18 protein-coding genes and 2 tRNA genes are annotated in these 26,989 nt (G+C 71.1%); 6 read left to right on the forward strand and 14 right to left on the reverse strand.

Annotated elements, in window-relative coordinates; translation table 11 throughout:
• Positions 1-82 precede the first annotated feature (82 nt).
• Positions 83-1,639, reverse strand: a complete 1,557-nt coding sequence (gene proS, locus WMF39_RS20940) for a proline--tRNA ligase (protein ID WP_437747241.1) — start codon at positions 1,637-1,639, stop codon at positions 83-85.
• A 269-nt stretch (positions 1,640-1,908) separates the two neighbouring features.
• On the opposite strand from proS, the gene WMF39_RS20945 reads away from it, so the two are divergent.
• Both WMF39_RS20945 and WMF39_RS20950 read left to right on the forward strand, forming a co-directional pair.
• Positions 1,909-2,805 carry an isoaspartyl peptidase/L-asparaginase gene (locus WMF39_RS20945; RefSeq protein WP_437747242.1) on the forward strand — a complete coding sequence of 299 codons (897 nt, stop codon included), beginning with the start codon at positions 1,909-1,911 and terminating at the stop codon, positions 2,803-2,805.
• A gap of 16 nt (positions 2,806-2,821) precedes the next feature.
• Positions 2,822-4,336: a phytoene desaturase family protein gene (locus WMF39_RS20950; protein ID WP_437747243.1), complete on the forward strand. Its 1,515-nt coding sequence runs from the start codon at positions 2,822-2,824 to the stop codon at positions 4,334-4,336.
• Positions 4,337-4,479: 143 nt separating this feature from the next.
• On the opposite strand, the gene WMF39_RS20955 is transcribed toward WMF39_RS20950, so the two are convergent.
• Positions 4,480-6,054 (reverse strand): sigma 54-interacting transcriptional regulator, encoded by a 1,575-nt coding sequence (locus WMF39_RS20955; RefSeq protein WP_437747244.1) that lies wholly within the window; start codon positions 6,052-6,054, stop codon positions 4,480-4,482.
• A 451-nt stretch (positions 6,055-6,505) separates the two neighbouring features.
• Positions 6,506-7,432: a hypothetical protein gene (locus tag WMF39_RS20960; protein ID WP_437747245.1), complete on the reverse strand. Its 927-nt coding sequence runs from the start codon at positions 7,430-7,432 to the stop codon at positions 6,506-6,508.
• Positions 7,433-7,876: 444 nt separating this feature from the next.
• On the opposite strand from WMF39_RS20960, the gene WMF39_RS20965 reads away from it, so the two are divergent.
• Positions 7,877-9,391, forward strand: a complete 1,515-nt coding sequence (locus WMF39_RS20965) for an alkaline phosphatase family protein (RefSeq protein ID WP_437747246.1) — start codon at positions 7,877-7,879, stop codon at positions 9,389-9,391.
• A gap of 60 nt (positions 9,392-9,451) precedes the next feature.
• A complete protein-coding gene (gene murJ / locus WMF39_RS20970; RefSeq protein ID WP_437747247.1) occupies positions 9,452-11,107 on the forward strand; it encodes a murein biosynthesis integral membrane protein MurJ in 1,656 nt (551 codons plus the stop codon).
• Here the strand turns inward: murJ and WMF39_RS20975 are convergent.
• Positions 11,076-11,690: a protein-tyrosine phosphatase family protein gene (locus WMF39_RS20975; protein ID WP_437747248.1), complete on the reverse strand. Its 615-nt coding sequence runs from the start codon at positions 11,688-11,690 to the stop codon at positions 11,076-11,078. The genes murJ and WMF39_RS20975 overlap by 32 nt on opposite strands.
• Before the next feature lie 158 nt (positions 11,691-11,848).
• Here WMF39_RS20975 and WMF39_RS20980 point away from each other — a divergent pair, with 158 nt between their 5' ends.
• A complete protein-coding gene (locus tag WMF39_RS20980) occupies positions 11,849-13,543 on the forward strand; it encodes a L,D-transpeptidase (protein ID WP_437747249.1) in 1,695 nt (564 codons plus the stop codon).
• Positions 13,544-13,602: 59 nt separating this feature from the next.
• On the opposite strand, the gene WMF39_RS20985 is transcribed toward WMF39_RS20980, so the two are convergent.
• The 10 genes from WMF39_RS20985 to WMF39_RS21030 form a co-directional block, all read right to left on the reverse strand.
• Positions 13,603-13,679: transfer RNA gene (locus tag WMF39_RS20985), tRNA-Met, on the reverse strand.
• A 164-nt stretch (positions 13,680-13,843) separates the two neighbouring features.
• Entirely contained in the window at positions 13,844-15,217 is a 1,374-nt protein-coding gene (locus WMF39_RS20990) for a TonB family protein (protein WP_437747250.1), read from the reverse strand.
• A 68-nt stretch (positions 15,218-15,285) separates the two neighbouring features.
• Positions 15,286-16,080, reverse strand: a complete 795-nt coding sequence (locus WMF39_RS20995; protein WP_437747251.1) for a TatD family hydrolase — start codon at positions 16,078-16,080, stop codon at positions 15,286-15,288.
• Between the two features lie 8 nt (positions 16,081-16,088).
• A complete protein-coding gene (locus WMF39_RS21000; RefSeq protein WP_437747252.1) occupies positions 16,089-18,491 on the reverse strand; it encodes a PrkA family serine protein kinase in 2,403 nt (800 codons plus the stop codon).
• Positions 18,492-18,515: 24 nt separating this feature from the next.
• On the reverse strand, positions 18,516-19,037 hold the full coding sequence (locus WMF39_RS21005) for a hypothetical protein (protein WP_437747253.1): 522 nt from the start codon (positions 19,035-19,037) through the stop codon (positions 18,516-18,518).
• Positions 19,038-19,196: 159 nt separating this feature from the next.
• Complete coding sequence (locus WMF39_RS21010) at positions 19,197-20,468, reverse strand: serine/threonine protein kinase (RefSeq protein WP_437747254.1); 1,272 nt, start codon at positions 20,466-20,468, stop codon at positions 19,197-19,199.
• Positions 20,469-20,481: 13 nt separating this feature from the next.
• Positions 20,482-21,237, reverse strand: coding sequence for a zinc ribbon domain-containing protein (locus WMF39_RS21015; RefSeq protein WP_437747255.1), 756 nt, complete (start codon positions 21,235-21,237; stop codon positions 20,482-20,484).
• 35 nt (positions 21,238-21,272) lie between these two features.
• A tRNA-Ile gene (locus WMF39_RS21020) sits at positions 21,273-21,346 on the reverse strand.
• 275 nt (positions 21,347-21,621) lie between these two features.
• Positions 21,622-22,611: a formylglycine-generating enzyme family protein gene (locus WMF39_RS21025; RefSeq protein WP_437747256.1), complete on the reverse strand. Its 990-nt coding sequence runs from the start codon at positions 22,609-22,611 to the stop codon at positions 21,622-21,624.
• A 1-nt stretch (position 22,612) separates the two neighbouring features.
• The gene (locus tag WMF39_RS21030) at positions 22,613-23,671 is read right to left on the reverse strand and encodes a formylglycine-generating enzyme family protein (protein WP_437747257.1); all 1,059 of its coding nucleotides are present in this window, start codon (positions 23,669-23,671) and stop codon (positions 22,613-22,615) included.
• Between the two features lie 255 nt (positions 23,672-23,926).
• Here WMF39_RS21030 and uvrA point away from each other — a divergent pair, with 255 nt between their 5' ends.
• A complete protein-coding gene (uvrA, locus tag WMF39_RS21035) occupies positions 23,927-26,896 on the forward strand; it encodes an excinuclease ABC subunit UvrA (protein WP_437747258.1) in 2,970 nt (989 codons plus the stop codon).
• Positions 26,897-26,989: the final 93 nt, after the last annotated feature.

Consider the following 26,989-nt stretch of genomic DNA (forward strand, 5'->3'; position numbering starts at 1 on the left):
GCTGCTGCGAGGAAGCGCGCGGCGTCTTTTCGGTGAGGGAACGCGCCGACGCGTCGGCGCGCGCCCTGCGAACCGCCGCGGCTCAGTACGACTTCGCGAACACCACGCGCCGCGGGCTGGGCTTGCCGGTGAAGATGCACTGCCCTTCACCCGTCAGCGCGTCGGCCCACGGCGCCCCTTCGAACCCCCCGGTCGGGATGCAGCGAATGGTCACCTTGTGCGCATCCTTCACCGCCGTCTCGATCTCCGGATCGCCGGACCAGTGCGCCAGCGCGAACCCGCCTTGCGCCTCCTTGCCCCCGGTCGACGCGAAGAACGCGTCGAAATCTGCGCGGCTGTTGATCACGTGCGTGTTGCCGTCGCGCACGGCGAGCGCGCGCGCGTAGAGGGTCGCCTGAATGTCGCCAAGGATCTCCGTGATGCGGCCCACGAGCTCCCCGCGCGCCATGCTCGACTTGTCCTTCGGCGAGCGGTCCCTGCGCATCACCATGGCCACGCCGGCGTCGACGTCGCGCGGCCCGATCTCGATGCGCAGGGGGACGCCCTTCTTCACCCACTCCCACTGCTTGTCGCCGCCGCGGATGTCCCGCCGATCGATCTCGACCTCGACGCGGCGCTCGCCGAAGCGCTGCGCCCGGAGCTCCTTCGCGAGCCCGTCGATGTACTCGTCGATCTTGGCGCGCGTGTCGTCGCCCCGGTAAACGGGCAGGATCACGACGTGCGCGGGCGCGAGGCGCGGCGGGAGCACCAGGCCGTCGTCGTCGCTGTGGGTCATGATCAGCCCGCCGACGAGGCGCGTCGATACGCCCCAGGACGTCGTCCAGGCGTGCTCTTCGGTCTCCTCCTTGGTCTGGAACTTGATGCCGCTCGCCTTCGCGAAGTTCTGCCCGAGGAAGTGGCTCGTCCCGGCCTGCAGGGCCTTCCGGTCCTGCATCATCGCCTCGATCGCATAGGTGTCGACCGCCCCGGGGAAGCGCTCGCTCGCCGTCTTCGGCCCCTCGAGGACGGGCATCGCCATGAAGTCGCGCGCAAACGTCGCGTAGACCCCGAGCATGCGCAGCGTCTCCTCGCGCGCCTCGGCCTCGCTCGCGTGCGCCGTGTGCCCCTCCTGCCACAGGAACTCCGCCGTCCGCAGGAACAGGCGCGTCCGGAGCTCCCAGCGCACGACGTTCGCCCACTGGTTGATCAACAAGGGGAGATCCCGGTAGCTCTGCACCCAGCTCGCGAACGCCGCGCCGATGATCGTCTCGGACGTGGGGCGCACGATGAGCGGCTCCTCCAGCCGGGCCTGAGGGTCGGGAATGAGCCCGCCGCCAGGGCCGGGGACGAGCCGGTGGTGGGTGACCACGGCGCACTCCTTCGCGAACCCCTCGACGTGCTCCGCTTCCTTTTCAAGGAACGACTTCGGGATGAACAGCGGGAAGTAGGCGTTCTTGTGGCCGGTCGCCTTGAACATGCTGTCGAGCTCGCGCTGGATGTTCTCCCAGATCGCGTAGCCCCACGGCTTGATGACCATGCAGCCGCGGACCGGGGAGCTCTCCGCGAGGTCGGCCGCGCGCACGACCTGCTGGTACCACTCCGGGTAGTCCTCGTTGCGGGTGGGCGTAATGGCGGTCTTCGGCGCTTCGTTCTTGGCCACGGTCTCTGCTCTCCTCGATGGGCGGCTTGGCCGGCGGCCGTCGACCGGGCCGCCTTCGTCCCGCTGCGGACGGTCGGCTGGCGCCGGCCCCGCTCCGGGCTGAGCGCGCGACGTATCAGGAGCGCGGCAGGGTGTCGAGCGCAGCGGTCCCAGCGCCGGAGCCGCGCCGCCCTCCCGCTGGCTGGAGCGATGCCGCTCGCCCCACCGGCCGCCGCGCGCCAGGCTGCCTTCGCGGCGGCGCGCCGTCGTGGTACGCGCAGGAGAACGACGTGGACTACGTCATCCTCACGCACGGCGGGGTGACCGCGCCGCAGAGCGGCTCGGAGAGCTGCGCCAGGGCCGCCGACGAGGCGCGCCGCGCGCTGGACGGGGGCGGAGAGGCGCTCGCGGCGGCGATCGGGGCGACTGTGCGCCTCGAGGACGACCCACGCTTCAACGCCGGGACGGGCTCGAACCTCCGCCTCGACGGGCAGACGATCGAGATGGATGCGGCCGTGATGGCCAGCGATGGACGGTTCGGCGCAGTGGCGTGCATCGAGCGGGTGAAGAACCCCGTCCTGGTCGCCGCGAAGGTGATGGAGACGCCGCACCTGCTCCTCGCCGGCGCCGGCGCGACGGCGTTCGCTCGCCGGCTGGGGTTCGCCGACCATGATCCGGTCACCGAGGAGGCGCGCCGGAAGCACGCCCGCGCCCTCGCCGCGCTCCGCGGCGAGGGCGGAGACGACGAAACCACGAACGACGCGGCGCGCTTCCGTGCGCTCACGGCGACGCGGTTCTGGAACTTCGACGCCGAGCCGATCGAGTGCGACACCGTCGGGGCCGTCGTGCGCGACACGCACGGCCGGTTCGCCGCCGCGGCGTCGACGGGCGGGTCGACCTACTCGCTCCGCGGCCGCATCGGGGACGTGCCGCTCCTGGGCGCAGGGATCTACGCTGGCCCCCACGGCGCCGTGGCGGCGACCGGCGTCGGCGAGGAGATTGCGCGCCGCTTCCTAGCGCGGACCGTCTATGACTGGGTCGCCGATGGCGTCGCGCCCGCGCGCGCCGCGCAGCGCGGCGTCGCGATGTTCCCCGACGTGCTCGCCGTCGGCGTGCTCGTGGTGGGGCGGAGCGGCCAGGCGATCGCCTCGAACCGCACCATGGCAAGCGCGCAGCTCGTGGGCTGAGGAGCCGCAGACGACGATGCAAAGTGGAGACCCTGATGCGATCGTGGTGGGCGCGGGACCGAACGGCCTCACGGCGGCGGCGTACCTCGCCCGCGCGGGCTTCTCGGTGCTCGTGCTGGAAGCCGAGCGAGAGCCGGGCGGCGCGGTCCGCACGCGCGAGGTGACCCTCCCCGGGTTCCGCCACGATCTCGGCGCGGCGTTCTTCCCCTTCGGGCAGACGAGCCCCGCGCTGGTGCCGCTCGATTTGCCGGGGGCCGGCCTCGTGTGGCGGCACGCGCCGATCGACAGCGCTCACCCGGCGCCCGACGGGACGTGCGCCTCGATCGCGCGGGACGTCGAGGCAACGGCGCGGTCGCTCGGCGAAGATGGCCCCGCGTGGCGCCGGATCGCCGGCTGGCACGCGGCCACGCGCGAGCGGCTGCTGAACGCGCTCCTGTCCACGCCGCCTGCCCTCGGGCCGCTGCTCCGGCTCGGGCCCCTCAACCTGCTCCGCCTCGCGCAGGTGGTCCTCTCGAGCGGACGTGGCTTCGCGACGCGCACCTTCCGGACAGAGGCGGCCCGGCGCGTTGTCCCCGGGCTCGCGCTCCACACCGACGTGGGCCCGGACGATCCCTGCGGAGCGATCGTCGGCTTCATGCTCACCGTGCTCGCCTCGAGCGGCGGCTTCGCGGTGCCCGAGGGCGGCGCCGGCGCGATCACGAGCGCCTTGCTCAGGCGCGTCGAGGAGCGCGGGGGCGCCCTCCGCTGCGGCGCGCGCGTCGACCAGATCATCGCCAGGGAGGGACGAGCGGTCGCGGTCCGGCTCGAGGACGGCCAGGAGCTCCGCGCCCGCCGCGCGATCGTCGCCGACCTCGCCGCGCCGACGCTCTACCTCCGCCTGCTCGCGTCAGAGCTGGTTCCCGAGCGGGTGCAGCGCGCCATGCGCCGGTTCCGCCAAGGGTTCGGCACCTTCAAGATGGACTGGGCGCTCGACGGCCCGACGCCGTGGTCCCACGAGGATCCCGCGCGCGCGGCGGTCGTGCACGCGGGCGACAGCCTCGACGACCTCTCGGCCTTCACGCGGCAGGTGCGCGCCGGGGCGCTCCCCGAGCACCCCTATCTCGTGATCGGGCAGCAGTCGCTGGTCGATCCGACGCGCGCGCCGGCCGGCCGCCACACCCTGTGGGCCTACTCCCGCGTCCCCTCCTCCATCGAGGGCGGCTGGGCGGACTCGCGCGAGCGCTTCGCCGATCGCATCGAGGCGCGGATCGAGGAGCTCGCCCCTGGCTTCCGGCAGAGGATCATCGCCCGGAAGATCTGGGCGCCGGACGATCTCGAGGCGATGGATGCAAACCTCATCGGCGGCGATCTCGGCGGAGGCTCGGCCGACATCCGGCACCAGCTCATCTTCCGGCCGGTGTTCCCCTATTTCCGCTACCGCACGCCGCTCCGCGGCCTGTATCTAGGCTCGTCCTATGCGCACCCCGGCGCCGGCGTCCACGGCGCGTGCGGGCGCAATGCGGCCCTGGCGGTGCTGGAGGACGAAGGCTAGCGCGCGGCGCATCTTCGTGCGCTACGGGCTCAGCCGCGTCGTTCGGCTCGCTGCGGCGTACTTTCGTATGCCTCACTCGCCCGTCTGGCGGCCGAGCCCGCATCCCACGGACCTGCACCCCGCGCCAGAGGCGCCGCGCTTCGCTACTTCGACCGCGACGACGGGCCGTCCCGGTAGTCGGAGCGCTTCAGGCCGTGGCTCGCGATCTTCTCCTGGAGCGTGCGCAGCGGCATCCTGAGCCGCCGAGCGGCCATCGCCAGGTTGCCGTTGGTGCCGCGGAGGGCATCGAGGATGATCTCCGTCTCCAGACGGTCCATCTGCGCCTTGAGCCCGATCGTCGGCGCGGAGCTGGGCGGCCCTGCCAGCTCGACGGGAGTCCGATCAGGCGGCGGCGTGGAGCGTTTGGGCGCCGAGAGGGAGTGGATGCTCTCCGGCAGGTCGAGCGGGGTGATGACATGCCCCCGCGCGATGACGACGGCGCGCTCGATGGCGCTGCGCAGCTCGCGTACGTTGCCCGGCCAGGGGTACTGCTCCAGGAGCGCGAGCGTCTCCGGATCGAGCGAGCGCACGTTCCTGCGGTGCACCTCGCTCGCCTGCCGGAGGAAGCGCTGCGCCAGCGGTCCGATGTCCTCCCGCCGCTCGCAGAGCGGCGGGATGCGCAGCGGCGCCGCGTTGAGCCGGTAGAGCAGATCCGAACGGAACGTGCCCGCCTCGCACATCGCCTCGAGATCGCGGTACGTGGTCGCGACGATCCGCACGTCCACCTCGATCTCCTTGGTCGAGCCGAGGCGGACCATGCGACCGGTGTCGAGGACGTGCAGCAGCGCGGCCTGGCAGGAGGGCGGGAGATCGCCGATCTCATCGAGCACCAGGGTGCCGCCCGCGCACGTCTCGAAGACGCCCTCTTGCGCGTGGACCGCGCCGGGGAAGGCGTCGGCCTCGTGACCGAAGAGCGTGCTCTCGAGGAGCTGGGCGGGCACGCCGCTGCATCCGACGCGGATCATCTGCATCTTGTGGCGGGGGCCAGCCTCGTGGATCAGCCGCGCGAGCACGTCCTTGCCGGTCCCCGTCTCGCCCTGGAGCAGCACGGGCGCGGACGAGCGCGCGAGGCGCATCGCGGTCTCGAGCACCGGGCGCATCGCGGGGCTGCGCATCACGAGCCCCTCGTCGCCGACCGTGCGCAGCCCACCCACCGGCGTGGATCCTCCCACCAGGTTCTCGATGCTCGGCATCTTTCTCCGCTCCGAGGCGCCACGACGCCCGTCGAGCGCGTCGAGGTTCAGCACCGGCAGCTCGGCGCTCGCGATCACGCGCAGCGACGCCGTGATCTCCCCGAGCATCACCTCGTCGCCGGGCTTCAAGACACCGTGCTCGACGCGCTGCCCGCTCAGGAAGGTGCCGTTCGTGGAGCCGAGATCCTGGATGAGCACGTCGCCGCGCTGGAACGTGAAGCGCGCGTGGCGTCGCGACAGGCTGCGCTCGGGGATCGCGACGTCGGCGCTCGGATCGCGGCCGATGACGACGCCGACCCCCTCGATCAGCCGCACCGTCTCGGCGCCTTGCCGGTGGTAGATGATGAGCAGCACGTGCGGCTGCGTCCCGCGCTCGCGGCTCAGCTGCGTCAACGCATCACGGACCTGCGACATGGCGATCGGGTCCGTCACGCCCAGCTGCGACTCAACCTGGACCTCCTGTGCTCCGAGGTCGTCGTGCAGCATGGATGGCCGTGCGATCTTGGGCTCCACAGGCAAGTCGACGCCAGCGTGGCCTTCCTCAGACGCGCCCGGCTCGCGGACGTCCGGCGAAGATGGAGTCGTCGGAGCGGCCGGACGCGAGTGATTCATGCGTTCTCTCTCATGCGTGCCCGAGGAGCCTCCGGCTCCAAATGTTGGCCCGCGAGCCCTGCTCGCGCTCGTCCCGTTATCCTATGACCATAAGCCAGAGGTTGCCCGGCGCGCAAGGCGCGAGCAGCACTTCGTCGGCGCTGCGGCGGTAAGCTTTGGTTCCTCCGCTTCCTCCGCTTCCTCCGCTTCCTCTACCTCTGCTTCCTCCTCTCCCTCGCAGCCTCGCTGCCTTTGCCTCTGCTGCCTCTACATCCCAGTTCTTTCTCTTTCGTTTCTGCAGTGTAGCCCTCGGACGCATCCTCAGCAGGCCACCTCGGCGCTCCGCTCAGATCTGGCGCACAACGCGCTCGCCAGAGGCGAGCGATCGCGCGGATGGCTCCTCGGCGCTGCAGTGTGCGCTGAAGCGAGAGCACGGGAGGTCCTCGAGCGATGGAAGCTCCGCATAGCCGCGGGGACCGGCGATCTCGTTGAAGCAGCGCCCGAGCCAGCCCGGAATGACGAGCGCATAGGTGCGCGCAAGCCGTCGAGGATCGTCCAGTGTGCGCAGCATCGCAAGGTAGGTCACTTCTCCATAGGTCGCCTTGAAGGCAGCCGCCTGCTCAGGGCGCGCCAACCAGCTCATGACGCCGGCGCGATCCGCCTCTGGGTGGAACTGGACCGCCTCGACGCCGGGCGCGACCTGCAACCCGAGGATCGCCCGCCCCTTGGAGATGCCGTCACGGCTCTCACGAGCGAGGAGCTGGCCGCCGAGGGAGCTCAGCTGGCGCTCGTCGAGGTTCACCGCCTCCCAGTTGCGGTGCTCGAACGCGAAGAGACGGTCCCCAAACGGCGCCAGCAGCGGGTGTTGCTGGCCGACGGGGGTCGTGTAGATCGGCATGACGCCGAACTTGCGCTCGGCGCGGGGCACGACGTCGGCCAGCTTGTAGTGATGGACGACGAGCTCGAACGAGTAGCAGATCGCGAAGAGAGCACGCCGGTGCGCGCCCCCCTGGATCGCCGACTCGACCACGCCGTCCACGAAGCGCGCAAAATCCCGCGTCCAGGGCTCGCCCTCCCCATCGAAGGGAGAGCCGGGCCCCCCTGACGCGAGGTACAGATCGCAGTCCGTAGGGATGGGTGCGTTGGTGTCTCTGGGAGACACCTCGACGACCTCGCAGGATAGGCCCGGATTGCCCGCCTGAACGCGTTCGAAGAACCCCGCGGCGAGCCCGCGTAGACAGCGCATCGCCTGGTTCACGTGGCCATTGTTCATGTCCACGATGCACAACCGCAGCGGCCGGCCGTTCGCGACGGTAGCTTGCCGGCCGGGAGTAGGTGGAAGTGGATTCGAGCTCATCGGAAGGTGACAGTTCGCAGACGTAAACCCCCGCGTTTTTTACCCATACCACCCCTCTGACCTCGCGAAAAGAATGGTTTTCTCCGGTACGCCGGTTACGCCGGTTACGCCGACTGTTCCCGCTACTTCGGCTTCATCGGCTGATCCCTTTACGATTACGTGGACCACATCCGTCATGTCCGTCACATCCGTTGAGCGTGTCATGCCCATCACACCAGTTATGTCCATTACATCGGTTACATCCGCTTCAGTTACGTCCGCTACGTCCGCTACATCGATTACGCAGCGGACGATTCGCCACCTTCTGGAGGAGACCAAAACTCCTTCCTCGGACCCGCGTTCATGGGAATCCTGTGCGTGATGAACAAACGGAATGGTTCGACCCGTGATCCTCTGACCCGCCGCCATGTGCTGACCGGGCTCGGCGCTGCGCTCGGCGCCTCGGCCTTCGGATGCAGCACCCCAGAGGGCGCGATGTTGCTCGGCGACGCCCCGCCGAGCGCGGGCAGCGCGGACGAGAGCGACGGAGCCGGCGGCGCGGGTGGCTCAGGAGGTGCGCTCGGCTCAGGACAGCCGGAAGGTGGGGAGGCCGGCGGCGCTCCGGATCGGTGCGCAGAGACGGGAGGTCTGAGCCCGGCGGAGCTGCTGGCGCCCATCAACACCATCGTCGTTCTCTGTATGGAGAACCGCTCCTTCGACCACTATCTCGGCTCGTTGCTGCTGAAAGAGGGCCGGCAGATCGACGGTCTGACAGGCACAGAGTCGAACCGAGCGCTCGATGGGACGCGGATCTCGCCCTTCCAGCTCGACAACTTCACGCCCGCCGACCCGCCGCACAGCTGGGACGCTGCCCACACGCAGTGGAATCAAGGGATGAACGATGGGTTCGTCATCGCGCACGCAGGGCCGGACCAGCGCGACGTCATGGGCTATCACGTGCGGGAGCATCTGCCGGTCCTCTACGCGCTCGCAGACGCGTCGACGATCTGCGAGCGCTGGTTCTCCTCGGTGCTCGGCCCGACCTGGCCAAACCGGTTCTACCTGCACGGCGCCACGTCGAGGGGCGTCTCGAGGAACGTGCCGGTCACCGGCTTCACGAGCGTGTTCGAGCTGCTGAGCGACGCAGGGATCTCGAGCAGGAACTACTTCCACGACGTCCCGTGGTGCTCGGGTGCGTACTTCAAATTCAAGGGCGTCTCCGGGATCGAGCGCTTCTTCGAGGACGCGGCCGCGGGGATCCTCCCCTCGTTCTCCGTCATCGATCCCCAGTTCTTCGGCGCCACCGCGAACGACGATCACCCGGACCACGACGTGCAGCTCGGGCAGGTGCTCATCGCCAGCATCTACAACGCGCTGGCGAAGAGCCCCCAGTGGGGCCAGTGCCTCCTCGTGATCACCTACGACGAGCACGGGGGATTCTTCGACCACGTCGCGCCGCCGTCGACGACGGACGACGATCCCCTGTTCACCCAGCTCGGGTTCCGGGTGCCGTCGATCGTGGCGGGCCCGTTCGTCCGGAGGGGCTGCGCGGTGAGCACCGTGCTCGACCACGCGTCGGTGATCCGCACGCTGGAAGCGCGCTTCGATCTCCCCTCGCTGAACGCGCGCTCCGCCGGCACGAACGATCTCTCATGCTGCATCGATCCGGCGCTCCTCCGCGCTCCTCAGGCGCCGATCCTGCTGCCCGAGATGGACATCTCCCTGTCGCGGCTGCGCTCGCGCACCGAGTCCGGGATCTCTCAGCCGGAGCTGTGGGAGGCCGCCGAGCGTGGGCTCATCCCGCGGCACCTCGATCGCCGGGATGAGGGACCGGCCATCGCCCGGCGGGTGCTGGCGCACGCGGAGCGGCTCGGCACGGCGAGGCTCAGGGACTGAGGCGCCGGCCAGCCGGCGCCGAGGTCGCCCGGGGGCAGGAGGTCTGATAGAAGCGCCGCCGTGCCGCCCGATCTCAATCCGCCCGCCGCCAACCAGGCAGGGACCACGCCGGCGAGCGCAGCCCCGGGCGCGCCCCCGGCGACCAGCGCAGGCCCGCCGGCGGCCGGGCAGGAGAAGGCGACCAGCGCGGCGCGCTCGTCGGCGATGGTCACCGCTGGGATCATCCTCTCGCGGCTCGTCGGGCTGCTCCGCCAGCGGGTGACGGCGCACTTCTTCGGGACATCCGAGCTCGCCGACGTGCTCGCCGCGGCGTTCCGCGCGGGGAACATCACCCAGAACCTGCTTGGCGAGGGGACGCTCTCCGCGACCTTCATCCCCGTCTACGCGCGCCTCCGCGCGGCCGGCGACGCGCGACGCGCGGCGCACTTCGCGCTCTCCGCCCTCGGGATCCTGCTCGTCGCCGCCGCGGCCGCGTCGCTCGCCGGCGTGCTCGCGGCGCCGTGGCTGTCCTTCCTGGTCGCGGCGGGCTTCGACGACGACAAGCTCGCCAGCACGACCCGGATCGTCCGGATCATCTTCCCGATGACCGGCCTGCTCGTGCTGTCCGCGTGGGGGCTCGGCGTGCTCAACGCGCACCGGCGGTTCTTCCTCCCGTACGCCGCGCCCGTCGCGTGGAGCGCCGCCCAGATCGCGGGGCTGCTCGCGTGCGGCGCGTGGCTCGGCATGCGCGGGGAGCCGCTCGCCGAGGCGCTCGCGTGGAGCGCGCTCGCGGGCGCGGCGCTGCAGCTCTCGCTGTTGCTCCCATCGGCGCGCTCGCTGCTCGGCGGGCTCAGGCCGCGCCTCGACGCGCGCGACCCGAGCGTCCGAGAGGCCGGCAGCAAGCTGCCCGCCGCGCTGCTCGGCCGCGGGATCATCCAGGTGTCCGGGCTCGTCGACACGCTCCTCGTGAGCTTCCTCGGCGCCGGCGCGAACGCGGCCTTCAGCTACGCGCAGACGGTCTACCTCCTGCCGATGAGCATCCTCGGCGCCGGCGAGGCCGCGGTCGCGTTGCCCGAGATGGCGCGCGACACGGCCGAAGCCGACGTCGCGCGGCGCAACGAGGCGCTGTCGCGCCGACTCGGGGCGTCGCTCGCGCGGATCACGGTGCTGACCGTGCCGACCACGGCCGTGTTCATGGTGCTCGGGCGGGAGCTCATCACGCTGCTGCTGCAGACCGGGACGTTCGACCAGGAATCGACGGCGAGGGTCGAGCCGCTCGTGTGCGCCTACGGCCTAGCGCTGCTCGGGAACGCCGCCGGGCGCGTGCTGATCACCGCGTCGTTCGCGCTGGGGGACACGAGGACCCCCGCCCGCTACGCGCTCTATCGCGTGGTCGTCAGCACCGCCGTCGCGCTCCTCCTGATGCAACGGCTCGACGTGCTCGGCGTGGTGCTCGGCGCCGTCATCGCGGGATGGGTCGAGGCGATCGCCCTCGGGTACCGCGTGCGGCGCGAGATCGGCGGGCTCGGGCTGGATCAGATACGGATCGGCCGCGTGGCCTTGCTCGCGGCGATATCGGTCGGCTGCGGCGCCGCGTCGAAGGCGGCGCTGCCCGAGGCGGTGGCCTCGGCGCCCTGGGGTGCCGCGCTCATCCTCGCTGCGTGCGGCGGCGCCTTCGCCGTCGCAGCGCCTGCGCTCGGGCTCTTCAGCCTGAAGTCCCTCCTGCGCCGGAGGTGATCACGGGCGGCGCTGCGCGCGCACGGCGCTCCGCGTGCGCACGGTGCCACGCGACGTAGCGCTCGACGAACGCTCGCTGCACGGGGCGCAGCGCGACGCGCGGACGCCGTCGCTCGATCAGGGCGAGCGCCTCGCCCACCTCGACGCCGCCGCGGGTGGCGAGGTAGCAGAGCGCGAGCGTGACGCTCCTGCCCACGCCGCTCGCGCAATGGACGTGGACACGGTGGCCAGCGACGATATGCCGCTCGAGGAACGCCACGCCGCGCGCGGCCTCCTCGAGCGTGGGAGCGCACATGTCCCAGCAGGGGATGCGCAGGTACTCGACCCCCGCCGCGCGCAGCGCGAGCACCGGATCGTACAGCTCGCGCGAAACGTTGATCACGGCGCGGACGCCGAGGCGACGAAGCTCGACGACGTCGCCTGGAAGAAGGAACCCCCCGATCAGGAGGTTCGGGCTCACCCACGTGCGCCACGGGTGCCGCGGCCGGAGCGACGCGGAGGCGCGGCGCAACGCCAGGAATGCATAGAAAACGAGGGCATACGGCGCGAGCAGGAGGAACACCACCGCAGGGCGAAAGCGCACGCGCACCTCATGGCGTCGACGCTCGCTTCGCGCCAGCGGCCTGGCGGCACGCGCGCCGATGACGCACGCCCACGACACGCGCACCGAGCGCACCGACGATGCGCAGGCGACGCCACGGAACTTGGCCCAGCGCGCGCGAACCGGGCATGCATCGGCAGATGCCGCTCGCTTCCTTGCCGACGGATCTCTCCCGCTCGGTCTCGCCTCCGCGCCTCCGGACGCCGCTGCCCTGCGCGCCACGGCGCCTCGACGGCGGCCCCCGCTCGCGACGCGTCGATGGGCGGCTCGCAAGCTTGCTCGTCGCGCTGACCGTGTGCGGATGCAAGCCGGCAGGCGCGGCGGTGGAGCTGTCGAAGGAGGGGGTGAGCGACGATGCGCTCGAGGTCGCCGCGCTGCCAGCGGACGGCCCCAAGCTGGTCGCGCTTCGCGCAGGGACGCCCGTGCTCGCGCGTCCGCAGGCGGGCGCACGCAAGCTCGGCGAGCTCTATCCTGGCGCCGCCGTCGTGAGGTCCTCGGAGCCGTACGGACGCGCGGGGTGCAGCGGCGGTTGGTATGCGATCCGCCCTCGCGGGTTCGTCTGCGCAGGCGACGGCGCGACGCTGAACACCGACGTGCTCGCGCTCCTGCCGGCTCTGCCCGACACGTCGCGGCCCCTCCCCTACCGCTATGGCCGCGCGCGAACCCAGGGCGCTCCGATGTATTTCGGGGTGCCCAGCCGCGAGGAGCTGCAGCACGCCGAGCCGGATCTCGATCGCCATCTCGAGCGTGTGCAGCGCAGCGACGCGCAGCTCGGCGCGTCAGCCAACGACGTCCCGCTCGACGCGCGCGGCGTCTCCTCCGGGCCCCCGGTGCTGCTGCCGCGAGGCGACGGCATCGGCGAGGACGGGCGCAGGACCGAGGCCGGATACTTCCTCTTCCCCATCGCCGACGCGATCGCGCCGCTCCCGCCTGTCGCCGCGCTCGGCATCGACATCGGCGGAACGGGCGGCGCCCGCGTCGATCTGCGCGCCGCGCTGAAGACGGTGGCGCTGCGCAAAGGCAGCGGGGTCGCGATCACCCGCACGTTCACGGCGGGAGCGACCGACGGACGCAGGTTCGGCGTGACGCCGGAAGGACGGCTCGTCCCGACCGACCGGCTCCAGGCCGCGCTCGGATCACCGTGGCACGGCCTCGACGTCGAGAAGCTCGGGCTGCCTGTGGCGTTCGTCCATCGCCACGACGTTCACACCTGGTCGCTCAGCCGCGGCAAGGCGAACGCGAACGACGAGGAGCTCGAGCGCCACACGGGCGTGCCGCTCACGGGCAGGTTCAGGACGGTGGACGGCGTCCGCTTCGAGGAGGCGCGCGACGGCTTCTGGATGCGCGCGCAGGACCTTGTCGTCGTCGTGCGTCGCACCAAGCTCCCCGACTTCGCCAAAGGCACGCAGCGCTGGCTCGACGTCAGCGTGGTGAACCAGACCCTGACGGCCTACGAGGGGCAGAAGCCCATCTACGCCACGCTGATCTCGTCCGGACGCGACCAGCTGCGCGACCCTGAATCGACCGCGTCCACCGCGCGCGGCACCTTCCGCGTGCGGAGCAAGCACGTCACGCGCAACATCGATCCGCGCGAGGTCGCCGACAGCTTCGATGTCACCGACGCCCCGTGGGTGATGGACCTCGCGCCGAGCCAGGCGATCACCGGCATGTACTGGGGCGCCGGGGTCGGCGAAGCGCAAGGCTTCCACGACATCGCGCTGACGCCCATCGATGCGCGGCGCATCTTTCTGTGGGCCGAGCCGGAGCTCCCCGAAGGCTGGCACGCTGTGTACAGCAACGACGAGGAAGGAACCCTCGTCCACGTGCGGCCTTGATGTTCACGCAGCCACCGCTGGCCCTCCAAGAGAGGCCAGCGGCCGACTGTCACCATTGCTGGTGCCGAAGGAGGGAATCGAACCCCCGACCCGGCGCGTATGAAACGCCTGCTCTAGCCAGCTGAGCTACTTCGGCAAAAGTGAGGGCGGACTAGTACCGCCCCGTCTCCGCTCTGTCAAGCGAGGTCGTGCGCGTTTCGACGCGTGATCGTCGCGCTCATCTCCGCCTTCTCGGTCATCACAGTCATCTCGGTAATCATAGTCGTCCCAGAAGATTGGTCTGGATCACCGTTCACGCTCTCAGTGCTTCGGCAGGACCGCGGGGTTCCTCGCCTCGAACGGCATCGACCACCGGAAGCTCTCGCCGAGCTCGGGCGGCACCGGTGGGTACGGCGAACCGCGCAGCACCGCGCGCCGGCAGTTCTCATCGAACTCGGGGATGCCGCTCGGCCGCGTCACCGACGCGCTCCCCACGGTCCCATCGGCGTGGATCACGAAGGTCACGATCACGGTCCCCTGAAGCCCCTCGCCTGCGGCCCACTTGGGAAACGCGTCGGCCCACAGCGGGTGCAGCTTGGCCATGACCTGCCTCATGTAATGGCTGCGCCTGCGATCGAGCGGATCGTTGTCGAGCAGCCGGCCGCGCCCTGAACCGAGCGCGCTGGAACGCGCGCCGCCGCCCGCCACGCCACCCGCGCCAGTCGCGCCCGGTCCTGCCTGTCCGCCTGGCCCGAACCCACGCGCCCCTCCGGCCGAGCTGGCGTGAACGAGCGACTGGATCGCCGTCGCCACCTCCTGCTCGCTGTCGACCGTGTCGTTCGGGTGCCCCATGGCGTCGGCGGGGACGGATGGCGTGCCCACCGCGACCATCGGCCGCGCCAGCGGAACCGCCGCGCTCTCGCGGTGATCCTCGCCGGGCCGCCCGTCGCGAACGCCCAGCCCCGCGGACGCGCGCTCGCCTCCCTCGACGGCACCGCCTGTGGCGCGCGGGCTCGCCCCCAGGGAAAGCGTCGCGTCGCGCGCAGCGGACGCGTCGGTCGCGCCGTCGATACCTGCAGGCTGGGCCGCAGCGCCGAGCTTACCGCCGCGACGCTGGGGCGCGCCTCCATCGCGCGCCCCGAGCGACGGATCGCGCTCGGCCGACGCGCGTCGCTCGGCCCGACGGCCTACCCGCCCCCCCGCGAGGAACGTGAGCTCCATGGGCTCCCGGCTGGCGCGCCAGTCCTCGCGCGATGCGCGCTGGGACGACGAGCGGATGCGCTGGATCTGGCTCCTGTCGAGGCGCGAACGGATCTCTGGAGACAGATAGGTGGCGTCGTCCCTGTCGGCGAGGTTCAACGCAGGCAGCTCCGCCGCGTCGGTACCGCCACGCCCGCTCGTCCCCGTGTCCGGCCGCGGTGCGTCTTCCCCTCCGCCGCGCGAAAGGCGGACGGCCAGCTCGGACGCGGTCGCCGCCGCGCGGTCGAGCGTGCCGTCCGTGACGACGGGCAGCTCGATCTCGATCGGCGCGCTCATCGGGGCTGGCGGCCCGACCGTCCGCGCGCGCGCTACGTCCCGTGCCGAGAACGAGCCAGCGACGACCAGCGCGCCTGCGCCCACCAGCCCTGCGTGGGCCGCGACGGAGAGCGCCCACGCGGAGGCGATCCGGCGACCGTCGCGAGACCTCTGCGCCATCGTGCTGTCACTATGCCTCGAAACGTGCCCGGGGCGAGCCCGCAGGCGCGGACCCGCGCGCGCTCGTCTCAGCCGGTGAGCGCGCCGTCCTGCGGAAGCCGCAGCCGCCTGCGGGTGTTCTCCGCCGTGCGCGCGGCAAGCGCCTCGAAGGGCTCGCCCCGGAGCTCCGCGACGAAGCGCGCCGTGTGCAGCACGTGCCCTGGCTCGCACCGTTTCCCCCGGAACGGCACCGGCGCGAGGTAAGGGCTGTCCGTCTCGACCAGGATCCGATCCGCCGGAGCCCAGGCGGCGACCTCCTGGATCGCGCGCGCAGTCTTGAAGGTCACGATGCCCGAGAACGAGAGGTCGAAATCGAGCGCGAGCGCCCGCTCGGCGAACGCGCGATCCTCGGAGAAGCAATGGATGATGCCGCCGACGTCGCTCGCCTGGGCGCGCTCCAGGATCGCGAGCGTGTCTTCTGGCGCCTCGCGCGTGTGGACGACGATGGGCTTCTCCACCCTCCGAGCGAGGGCGACGAGGTCGGCGAAGACGCGCTGCTGTGTGTCCTTCGGCGAGTGCATGTAGTGGTAGTCGAGGCCGATCTCGCCGACGGCCACGACCTCGGGCAGGCGCGCGAGGACCTCGAGCTCCGCGAGCATCCGGTCGTCCAAGGCAGAGGCATCGTGCGGATGGACGCCGACCGCGGCGTGCACGTCGGCACGCCGCGCCGCGAGCGCCGCGGCGAAGCGCGCCGCGGAGAGATCCGCGTCGACGCCGACGACCACGAACGCGTCCACGCCGGCGGCCCGCGCGCGGTCCAGGACGACATCGGCTCCCTCGCGGAAATGACGTGGATCGACGTGGCAGTGCGAGTCGATGATCATGCTTCGCTTCAGGTGACGAGCTCAGCGAAGCGCGCGCGGAGCAGCGCGCTCGCGGCGTCGAGCGCGCAGCGGTCGCAGTAGCCCATCCCGCGCAGCCGCTCGAGCGCGCGCGTCGCGTTCCTGCGCTCTTCCTCGCGCAGCTCGCCCCAGCCCTTCTCGGACTTGCCGTCGCTCTGCGCGTCGCGGAGGAGCGCGACGAGATCGCGAACCAGGAGCGCCACGCCCTTGCGCCGCTCCGTGAACACCGCCTCCCGCAACTTGCGGATCTGCTGCGGGAACACGACCGCGTTGACGATCTTCTGCCCAGGGTGGTCGATGGCCCACGCCGCGATGGCCGAGATCAGGCCGCGCCGGTGATCGTCGTGCTTCGTGCGGACCCCGAGGAGCGCCTCCACCTCGCGCATCATGCGCTCGTCAGGGTTCTCGAAGTCGCCGGTGTGCGGGTTCCTGATCTTCTCCCCCTTCACCCAGACGCCGACGTGGGAGACGTACCGATCGAACAGCTCGGCGTAGCGCGTCTCGTCGACGAGGCCGCTGGCCGTCCGCATCTCCTCCTCGGTCGTGTCGAGCAGGCGCGTGCGCACGACCTCGCGGAAGAGCCGGTGATCGTGGTAGCCGCCCGCGAGCTGCTTCTCCTTGAGCCAGTCGTACTCCGCCTGCCGCTTGCAGAGCGCGTCGAGCTCCGAGAGCACGGCGAACGGGGAGAGGCACGCGTGATCCTCGCTCTGCGCCGCGTCGAGCAGGAGCGTCCGCACCTCCCGCGGCGAGACGCCGAGGCGCCCCTCGAAGTCCACGGACGCGTCGCTCTCGTGGTAGATCGCCTCGATGCCCGCGCGCAGGACCTTCTGCGCCTCCGCGTCGAACCGCTCCGGCGCCGTGCCCGTCGCGAACAGCTCCATCTTCTCGACGGCCGTGAGGCTCGAGACGAGCGGCGCGAGCGCGTCGGGATACCGCTTCGCCTCCGGCTGCCGCATGCGGGTGAGCACGGCGAACTGCGCGGCGACGCGCGTCGCGTGCGGGGCGACGTGGCGGGTCACGAACGGGACGATCTGCGTGTCGTAGATCGCCTGCTCGTCGGGGTAGCTCCGGAGGTAGGGCGCACGCAGGAGCTCGAAGCGCCCGCGGAAGCTCGGGAACTCCGGGTGCTCCCGGAAGGCGTTGAGGTGCACGTCGTTGGCGCTTCCGATCATCACGACGTTCGTCTGCACCGTCTGCTGCGGCAGGCTGACCTCCCCCGTCTCCAGCGTGAGCTGGAGGTACCGGAAAGCGTCGAGCGGTCGCTTGAGGAGATCGCTGAACTCGAGCACGCCCCCGGCGGCCTCGATCAGCTCACCGTGCGCCTCGAAGAGCGTCGTCGCCTGAAGCGAGGTCGGGAGCGAGGCGAGCGAGCGATCTGCCGTGATCTGCCGCTCGCCGGCGTCGACCGAGAGCTCCGGGCCGATCGTGACGGCGCCGACGCGGTAGTGGCGGGAGATGAAGTACCGCTCGACCTGGACGTGCCGCAACGTCTCGACGAGCGAGCCGCCGCTCGCCACGAGGAGCGCCTCGAAGACCTGCTGGTTCTTGTGGGACAGCTTGCCGCTCATCAGCCACTCGGGCGGCGGCTCCGTCGCGCCGGCGTCCTCGTAAAGCTTCAGGATGAGCGCCCGCCGCTCGCGCACCGGGAGCAGGAACAGCGGGTGATCCCTGAGCTCGATCACGAGCCGGGCGTCGATCTGATCGTCCTCGAGGTGGGCGTAGCTCGTGCCGTCCGCGGCGCTCGCCTTCACGTCGCCGCCGAAGCCGATCGAGCCGCGCATCGTCTTGCGGCTCGGGAACACCCAGTGGAAGCGGTACACGGCCCCCTCATCGAGGGTCGAGTAGTGCTCCAGGGCGCGCAGAATGCAGGCGGCGAGCGTGCTCTTCGCCGAGCCGTTCGGCCCGTGCATCAGGACGAGCCTGTTGGCCCTGCCCTCGCGCACGAAGTTGCAGAGCACCCGGTAGACCTCGGCCTGCAGCTCTTCATGGCCGATCAGCGCGAAGTCCCGCCCGTGGTACGAAGCCGCGGCCGGCGCGCCCTGCTGCGCGGGCTCGGTTACGGGCAGCTCCCACGGCAGATCGAAGAGCTGGAACCGGGTCAGCTCCCCCCAGGGCTTCTTGATCGTCCGCGTGCCGAAATGGTCGAACATGTCGCGGACGTAGCGAGCCGCGTCGCGTCCGAAGCGGACCGGATTGGAAGCGAAGAGCTCCAGGTACTGCTGGAAGGAGAGGACCCGCTGCTCTTCGTTGAACCGCCTGGCCATCGAGGAGGCGATGGCATCGAGCTCGGAGAGGGCCTTTCGAGCCCGCTCAGCCGCACTGCCTTGGACCGTCTGGCTGGGGCCGACCTCGCTGGGCTGGCCCCCCCGGTAACCGGAGGTGTCGTTGTTCACGTGAGGCTGAGTTTACCGTTCTGCCTACTGCACGTCGACGACCGCCTCGAGCTCCTGCTTCTGCATCAGGCAATTCGCGGCGCTGCAGATGCTGAAGGAGAGCACGCCCGCCACCTTGGTCTTGCCCTTCTTGGCCGCCACGAACGGGACCTTGAGGACGCCCTTGGTCTCCTCGAACGCGCCGTCCTCGCGCTTGAGCAAGGGCTTCGGGTACGAAACGCCCTCGGCGGCCGCCTCGGTGACCTTGAACTTGATGGGGTATTTGTCGTTGATGTGGTAGTCGCCCTTGGACAGGAGCGACACCTCCACGAGCCCCTCCTGGCCGGCCTTGTACGTCCCTGTCGGCTTCATTTCGAGGGTGTAGACCGCATCCTCGACCTTCGATTTTCCGCCCTGGGGTGGGGCTGCAGGTGCTGCCTCGGTGGCGCCGCGAGAGGTCGCCGCTTCGCTCTGGCTACAGCCGAGGACGGGGAGCCCGGAGAGCGCGATCAGGCACATCGCGGCGGAGAGGGGCTTGCCGGTCCGAGTTGAAGGATGAGTGCTCATGGTCAACACAAATAACACAGCGGCGGCGCCAGCGCGAACGCGGGGCCCCGGCGCCCAGGACGATGGCGCACTGAACCGGAGCGCGCGCGCCTTCGTCCTGCGCTGCCGCCGCCGCGCGTAAGGCGCAACGTCGCACGAGCGCACGGCCCGGCGCCGCCGTCAGCGCGAAATCAGCAGCGCGACGAGCGCACAGAGCAGCACTGCCACGCCGGCCACCGCGGGGATGACCCACCGCGGCAAGCGCTGTGGCACGCCCATCACGATGTCCTCGGCGAACGCCTCGGAAGCGTCCGGCGAGGGCGCGATGACCGCAGCGGCGATCGACCCGCCGCTCGCGCCGGCGGGGACCGCGCCCACGCTCGCCGAGGCATGCGGCTGGCGGGCCAGGACCGACGGCAGCGCGGCGCGGATCCGGGCCGCGAGCTCCTTCTGCGGTAGGTACGCCCAGTCGCGGTGCGACCCCGCGAGGCCGTACGCCTGGCCCACGCGATCGGCGAGCAGGCCGACGGAAGGCAGGCGCGCCTCCGGGCTCTTCATGAAGGCCTCCTCCATCACCGGATCGAGCGAGGCCGGCGCCCCGTACGCCTTGCCCGCCACGCTCGGAGGCAGCGGATTGTTGCCCATGATGGCCACGAGGATCATCGGACCGGTCGGCGCGTGGAACGGGACCTGCCCCGTGACGCACTCGAACACGATCGCCGCGACCGACCAGACGTCGGCGCGATGGTCGAGCGCGAGCAGCCCCTGCGCCTGCTCGGGGGACATGTAGAAGGGCGACCCGATCGTCGTGCCGACGACGGTCAGCTTCTTCGCGCCCTCGCTGTTGTCGCGCACGCTGCCGAAGTCGAGGATCTTCACCATGTCGCCGTCGTGCGTGCCGACCAGGAAGATGTTGTCCGGCTTGAGATCGCGGTGCACGACCTTGCGCTTGTGCGCCTCCTCGAGGCCGAGCGCGATCTGCGACAGCATCCGCACCAGGCGCTCGGGGGGCAGCACCTTGTCGCGCTTGAGGACCGTCCGGAGCTCCTCGCCCTCGAGGTACTCCATGACCAGCGCGAAGCTGTGGTCCTCGGTCTTCTCGAAGGCGAGCACGTCGACGATCTGTTCGTGGGGCAGCGACGCGCTGACCTCGAACTCGCGGTGAAAGCGCTCGACGCTCACCTCGTCGAGCGCGACCTCGGGGTGGAGGATCTTCAGGGCGACGCTGCGGCCGGTCCGAAGATCGAGCGCCTGGTAGACGCGCCCCATGCCCCCGTCAGCGACGATCCGCCAGATCTGGTAGCGCCCGCCGCAAAGGGTCGCGCCGACGCGCCTGTCCTCCGGGTGGACCGGCGGCGCTACCTCAGCCACCGGGATGAGGCGCTGCCCGTCGACGGGACAGAAGCCGCTGTCGTGCGAGAAGAGCCTGAAACAGGCGGAGCACGTCTTCAAGCCGCACCCGGGATCAGGCGCGGGAGGGGTCCGCGGCCGGCGTGCTGCCCGTCGCGGGCTCCGGCGGCATGTAGTAGAGGATCCGGTTGCAGTTCGGGCACCGCTCGAACTCCTCCTGGCGGCGCATCTTCTGGAACATCATCGGCGGCACGGACAGGTGGCAGCCGAGGCATGTGCCGTCGTAGGTGCGGGCGATCGCGACGGGCCTGCGCGTCCGGATCGACTCGTAGCGGCGGTACAGGACGACCGGCAGCTTGCGGACCACCTGCTCGCGCGCCTCGGCGCGCTGGGCGCGCTCGGCCTCGAGCGCGGCCAGCGACGCCTGCGTCCCCGGCGCGCTGCCGTCGATCGCCCCCGCCAGATCGACGCGCTTCGCCTCCGCCACATCGATCGCCGAGCGCGCCCCCTCGGAGGCCGAGTTCAGCCGCTCGATCTCTTCCTCGCGATCGCGGTGCAGCTTGCGCAGCTCCTCGATCTCGCGCTGCGCCGCGTTGGACTCGCGCTCGTTCCGGGAGCGCTGCAGCTTCTCCCGCGAGCGCTCGATCTGGCTCGACATCTGTCGGAGCTCGACGACGAGCTCGGAGCGCGTCTTCTCCATGGCCGCCAGGGTCTCCCGATCGCCCTTCAGCCGCTCCTCTAGCCGCTTCAGGTCGGACCGCATCCCTTCCAGGCTGCCGCGCTGCTTGTCGAGCTGCTCATCGATGCGGCGGATCTCGCTGTCGATGGCCGACAGCTCTTCGAGGAATGCGATCTGCTCGCGGATGCTCACGTGCTTCCTTGTCTCCTTCTGTTTCGTGGCTTTCGTGGGCCCACCTGGACTCGAACCAGGAACAGCCCGGTTATGAGCCGGGGGCTCTGACCGATTGAGCTATAGGCCCTGGTACAAGGGCGAACCCCCGATCGGGGCCGCCCACTTTCGTACCGGCGGACAACGTAGTCCAAGCGGCGCGCAGTTGGAAGGGGAGCGGTTCGGCCGGACCGGGTTCGACGATGGCGCCACGGCGGTCAGGGGTGGCTCGGCCGTGAGGGAAGCCCGTTCGCGGACCAGGCGCAGCGCGAGGGGGGCCTCGCCGGGCATGGCGCAGGGACATTGCGCCGGCGCGCGCGGTCAGTCCAAGCCAGAGGCCACGCCAGAGGCCCGGGCTGCGGCCCCTCACGGCCCCTGCCGCCCGCCCGGATCGACCATCGGGCTGCGGCGTGGGATGCGCGCTGTCTTGGCCGCCGGGGTCACGGCCTTGCCCCCGTCGAGGGCGTCGGAGCAGCACCGGAACCCGACCTGATAGAAGCGGAACCACCGGTTGTGCGTCGACGTGACCGGGCGGCATCGCGAGCGGATCGGCCCCCAGTAGCCCCCTTTCAGCGTCGATCGAAACGGCTTCTCGTCCAGCGTGCCGAGCTCATTGTTCACCCACTCGTCGACGTTGCCGGTCATGTCGCGTACGCCGAAGGGGCTGACGCACCGGTGCATCTCCCCGGACGCAACCCGGCGATCGAGCCGCTCGACCTCCGCCGAGATCTTCCATGGGTCAGCGAACGTCTCGAGCACCGGCATCGAGATCTTCTTGTCGATGTTGCAGGCTTCGGGATCGCGAGCGATCCCGTAAGGATAGGGCCACATCTGCGGCCCCTCGCACGCGAACTCCCACTCCTCGCCGGAGCAGAGCCGCTTGCCCTCGATCTCGCAGGCGCGCTTCGCCTCCAGCCAGTTGACCATCACCACCGGGCGGACGCCCTCGATGTTCGGGTACTCGAAGACGTCGATGCAGAAGCGCCGGTGCTGGAGGCGCCCCTCGCAGAGGACCTCCGGCTCGAACCGCGCGCAGATGTCCTTCTCCTCGTCGATGTAAGCGGCGCAGTGGTGCCCGACGTACGGGCAATAAATGCCGTCGACGAGCACCATCCCGCCGAGGCACGCCGCGCGGCTCTCCGGGTCGACGCGCACGTACGCAGGCAGCGGCGGTGGCGCCGGCGGCGCCACCGCGGGCGCGGGCGGGGCCGGCTCTGGCGGGGCGATGCTCGCAGCCGGGGCTGCGCTCGCCGCGTCGAGCGGCCCAGGCGGCCTCTGGAAGCGGGGGGCGAAGAGGAGCGCGCTCACCAGGGCGGCGACGACGAGGGCAGCGATGAAGGCGATGCGCTCGCGCATGTCAGTCGTACACGCCGTCCTTCTCGCGGTCGCGCTCGATGAAGGGCCGCGGCGGCGGCGTGACGACGCCGTCGACCGTGTCCGCGCAGCAGCGGAAGCCGACCTGGTAGAACTTGAACGTCGGCCCGTGCCCTCCGGTCGTGAGGCGGCAGGTGTTCCGAACAGGACCCCAGTAGCCGCCGTTGAGCGTGGCCGGGCGCGACGTGCCCGGATCGTCGGCGAGGTTGTCGGTCCACTCGTCGACGTTGCCGGAGAGGTCGTACGCCCCGTAGGCGCTGATGCAGTTCGGGTGCGATCCGATGGGATCGGCCTGCCACAGCCGGGCGATCTCGCCCTCGCGGGTCGCCTCGTCCACCATGGCGTCGATGTCGAACTCGATCGCGGCGCGGTCGATGTTGCAAGGGCTGGGCGTGCGCACGAAGCCCCAAGGATACGGCAGGCGCTTCGGTCCTTCGCAAGCGAGCATCCACTCGGAGCGCCGGCACAGCCGCCTGCCGATCGAGGCGCAGAGCGACTTCGCTTCGTACCAGTCGACGTAGACGCGCGGGAGCTCGCCCACCCGGTTCGGCCACTCGTGGCGGTCGATGCAGAAGCGCCGGTGATCCACCGGAGCCCGACAGCGGGCGCCGCGCCCGTACTCGGGGCAGCCATGGCCGGCTCCATCGCCGCTGCGGGTGCAGACATACGGGAGGGATGGACAGAAATCGCCCTCCACGAGGCTCATGTCGGCGGGGCACGCAGCGCGCGCCACCGGATCCGCCGCGAAGGGATCGACCAGCGGGGCCGCCGCGGCGGCCTGCAGGCTCGCGCTTCGCGGAACCGGGGCCGCACCGGGAGGCGAGCCCGGAGCGGGCGCTGCTGCCTCCTCCTGACCAGCGGCCGTGGCGGGTGCAGGCGTGGGCGATGCTGTTGCCGCGGGCCCGGCAGAACGCGCCGCAGCGGGGCCGGGCTCGGAGCGCCCGGACGGAGAGGGCGGCGCGAGCAGCAGCGCGTCGAGCTCAGGGGCGTACCGCGCAAGGAGCGCGACCACGCCGAGCGCAGCGCCGGCGCCGACCGCCATCAGGACACTCCTTGCACGCGCTTCCACCTGCGCGCCCTCTCATAGTCCAGCTCGCAGCCCAGCGACGTGAGAAGAATTGCAAGACAACCGGAAGACCTGGCGCGCGCGGTGCGGTGCGGGGCGCGTCGCGGGCGCGGCGCGCGACGGGGCGGGACCACAGGGGCAACAGGGGCAACAGAGCCAACTGAGCAGCGAGCGGCGAGCAGGAGCGGCGCCACGCCCGCTTCCGTGTGTGATAGCTCTCCGGTTCCCCCTATGGATCGACTGGTCGTTCGAGGCGCCCGGCAGCACAACCTCAAGAACGTCAGCGTGTCGCTTCCGCGCGACCGCCTGGTGGTGATCACCGGCCCGAGCGGCTCGGGCAAGTCGTCCCTGGCGTTCGACACCATCTACGCGGAAGGGCAGCGCCGCTACGTCGAGTCGCTCTCCGCCTACGCGCGGCAGTTCCTCGAGCAGCTGTCCAAGCCAGACGTCGAGTCGATCGAGGGCCTCTCGCCCGCCATCGCGATCGAGCAGCGCGCGCTGGCGAAGAGCCCGCGCTCGACCGTCGGCACGGTGACCGAGATCTCGGACTACCTCCGCCTGCTCTTCGCGCGGGTCGGCACCCCACACTGCCCCGCGTGCGGCAAGCGGATCGAGGCCCAGACCGTGCAACAGATCGTCGACCGCATCCTCGATTTCGGGGACAAGACGCGGGTCACGATCATGGCGCCCATCGCGCGAGGCCGCCGCGGAGAGCTGAAGCTCGACATCGAGCGGCTGCGCCGGGAGGGCTTCGTGCGAGCGCGCATCGACGGCGAGATCGTCGATCTCGGCGACGAGATCGTCCTCGACCGAACGCGCGCGCACGACCTCGATGTGGTCGTGGACCGGATCGTGGTCAAGGACGGCATCAAGGGCCGGCTCACCGACTCCGTCGAGCTCGCGCTCAAGCTGGGCGAGGGCAGGCTGCTCGTCGACATCTCCAGCGACGGCATGAAGATCGAGCCGCTCTGGATGAGCGAGCGCTTCGCGTGCATCGACTGCGGCATCTCGCTGCCGCCCATCGAGCCGCGGATGTTCTCCTTCAACGGCCCGCACGGCGCGTGCCCGGCCTGCGACGGCATCGGCGCGAGGACCCGCATCGATCCGGACCGCGTCGTCCCCGATCCTCGGCGCACGCTCCGCGAGGGCGCGGTGGTGGCCTGGGGGCGCCGCGGCTCGCTCTCGCTCGCCACGGAGACGGAGCGGGCGGTCAGCACGCTCGGCTGCGATCCGGACGTCCCATGGGCGAAGCTTTCGGCGGCGGTGCGGCAGGCGATCCTCGAGGGGAGCGACGCCCAGGGCGCCGGCGGCCGGGGGAAGAAGAGGGCCGCCTATGAGGGGATCATCCCGCGGCTCGAGCGCCTGCTGAGCAGCGGCGAGCCCGCCCTCGCCGACGAGGAGGAGGCCGATCCCGACGAGGACAGCGCCGCGCTCTCCGACGAGATCGGCCGCTTCGTCATCACGCGCGTGTGCGACGCCTGCGACGGCAGGCGCCTGCGCCCGGAGGCGCTCGCCGTGCGCCTCGGGGATCGCAACATCGCGGACGTCGGCACCCTGCCGCTGCGCACGCTGCGCGTCTTCCTCGAGGGCCTCATGCCGCCGAAGGAGGGGGCGCCGCGGGCCTCCGCCGATGGGCAGGCCGCGGGCGAGGCCCACGTCGACGGGGCGCTCGCGCCGCGCGAGCGCGCGATCGCCGAGCCGCTGCTCCGGGCGGTGATCGCCCGCCTCGGGTTCCTCATCGACGTCGGGCTCGACTACCTCACGCTCGACCGCTCCGCGCAGACCCTCTCCGGCGGCGAGGGCCAGCGCATCCGCCTCGCGACGCAGATCGGGGCCGCGCTCGTCGGCGTGCTCTACGTGCTCGACGAGCCCTCGGTGGGCCTGCACGCGCGCGACAACACGCGCCTGCTCGAGGCGCTCAGGCGGCTCGTGGACCTCGGCAACACCGTGGTCGTCGTCGAGCACGACCGCGACGCCATCCTCGCGGCCGACCACATCGTGGACATGGGCCCGGGCGCCGGCGTGCACGGCGGCAACGTGGTGGCGCAGGGCACGCCGGAGGAGCTGAGCGCCGATCCGGCGTCGATCACCGGCCCGTACCTCAGCGGCAAGAAGCAGCTGGCGATCCCCACGAAGCGCCAGCGCCCCGACGGGCGCTTCATCCGTGTCAGCGGCGCGCGGGCCCACAACCTCCTCAACGTCACGGCCGAGATCCCCGTCGGCCTCTTCTGCACGGTCACCGGCGTGTCGGGCTCGGGCAAGTCGAGCCTCATCGTCGACACGCTGCTGCCGGCCGCGAAGAACGAGCTGTACAGGAGCTCCGCCCCGATCGGCGCGTGCGACGGCATCGAGGGCCTCTCGCACATCGACAAGGTCATCTCGATCGATCAAGCCCCGATCGGCCGCACGCCGCGCTCGAACCCGGCGACGTACACGGGGGTCTTCGGGCTCCTCCGCGAGCTCTACGCGGGCCTCCCGGAGGCGAGGACGCGCGGGTACAAGGCGGGCCGCTTCTCGTTCAACGTGAAAGGCGGACGGTGCGAGGCCTGCCAGGGCGACGGCGTGCTCCGGATCGAGATGCACTTCCTGCCCGACATCTTCGTGACGTGCGAGACGTGCGGCGGCCGCCGGTACAACCGCGAGACGCTCGAGGTGCTCTACCGCGGGATGTCGATCGCCGACGCGCTCGACCTGACGGTCGAGCAGGCGATTGACCAGTTCGAGGCGCTCCCCCGCGTCCGGGAGCGGCTCGCCGCGCTCGCGCGGGTCGGCCTCGGCTACATCACCCTGGGGCAGCCCGCGACGACGCTCTCGGGCGGCGAGGCGCAGCGCGTGAAGCTCGCGCGCGAGCTCGCGCGCAAGGCCACCGGCCGCACGCTCTACGTGCTCGACGAGCCGACGACGGGCCTGCACTTCTCTGACATCGAGGTGCTCACCGGGAGCCTGATGAGCCTGCGCGACGCCGGGAACACCGTCCTCGTGATCGAGCACAACCTCGACGTGATCGCATGCAGCGACTGGGTGATCGACCTGGGCCCCGAGGGCGGCGAGCGCGGCGGGACGATCGTCGCTGCTGGCACCCCGGAGGACATCGCGCAGGAGGAGGCGTCATTCACCGGCGCGTACCTGCGCGAGGTGCTCGCAGCGTCGAAGCGTCGCACCCCACAGCAGCCGCGCAGCCGCGCAGCCGCCCGTAAATAGCAGAACGGGCGTGGCCCCGCCCGGTCCGCGCGACGTGGACCGGGAGCAGGAGCGCACGCCCGACGGCGCCGAGGCACCCTCGCGCAAGGAGGC

The sequence above is a fragment of the Sorangium sp. So ce1504 genome (genome assembly GCF_051521635.1).
GTDB lineage: Bacteria > Myxococcota_A > Polyangia > Polyangiales > Polyangiaceae > Sorangium > Sorangium cellulosum_B.

Excerpts from the sequence above, each read along its gene's own strand:
- WMF39_RS20950 (WP_437747243.1), top strand. The coding sequence starts at position 2,822 with ATGCAAAGTGGAGACCCTGATGCGATCGTGGTGGGCGCGGGACCGAAC.
- WMF39_RS20955 (WP_437747244.1), bottom strand. The coding sequence starts at position 6,054 with ATGCTGCACGACGACCTCGGAGCACAGGAGGTCCAGGTTGAGTCGCAG.
- WMF39_RS20960 (WP_437747245.1), bottom strand. The coding sequence starts at position 7,432 with ATGAACAATGGCCACGTGAACCAGGCGATGCGCTGTCTACGCGGGCTC.
- WMF39_RS20965 (WP_437747246.1), top strand. The coding sequence starts at position 7,877 with ATGAACAAACGGAATGGTTCGACCCGTGATCCTCTGACCCGCCGCCAT.
- WMF39_RS20980 (WP_437747249.1), top strand. The coding sequence starts at position 11,849 with ATGCCGCTCGCTTCCTTGCCGACGGATCTCTCCCGCTCGGTCTCGCCT.
- WMF39_RS20990 (WP_437747250.1), bottom strand. The coding sequence starts at position 15,217 with ATGGCGCAGAGGTCTCGCGACGGTCGCCGGATCGCCTCCGCGTGGGCG.
- WMF39_RS20995 (WP_437747251.1), bottom strand. The coding sequence starts at position 16,080 with ATGATCATCGACTCGCACTGCCACGTCGATCCACGTCATTTCCGCGAG.
- WMF39_RS21005 (WP_437747253.1), bottom strand. The coding sequence starts at position 19,037 with ATGAGCACTCATCCTTCAACTCGGACCGGCAAGCCCCTCTCCGCCGCG.
- WMF39_RS21025 (WP_437747256.1), bottom strand. The coding sequence starts at position 22,611 with ATGCGCGAGCGCATCGCCTTCATCGCTGCCCTCGTCGTCGCCGCCCTG.
- WMF39_RS21030 (WP_437747257.1), bottom strand. The coding sequence starts at position 23,671 with ATGGCGGTCGGCGCCGGCGCTGCGCTCGGCGTGGTCGCGCTCCTTGCG.
- uvrA (WP_437747258.1), top strand. The coding sequence starts at position 23,927 with ATGGATCGACTGGTCGTTCGAGGCGCCCGGCAGCACAACCTCAAGAAC.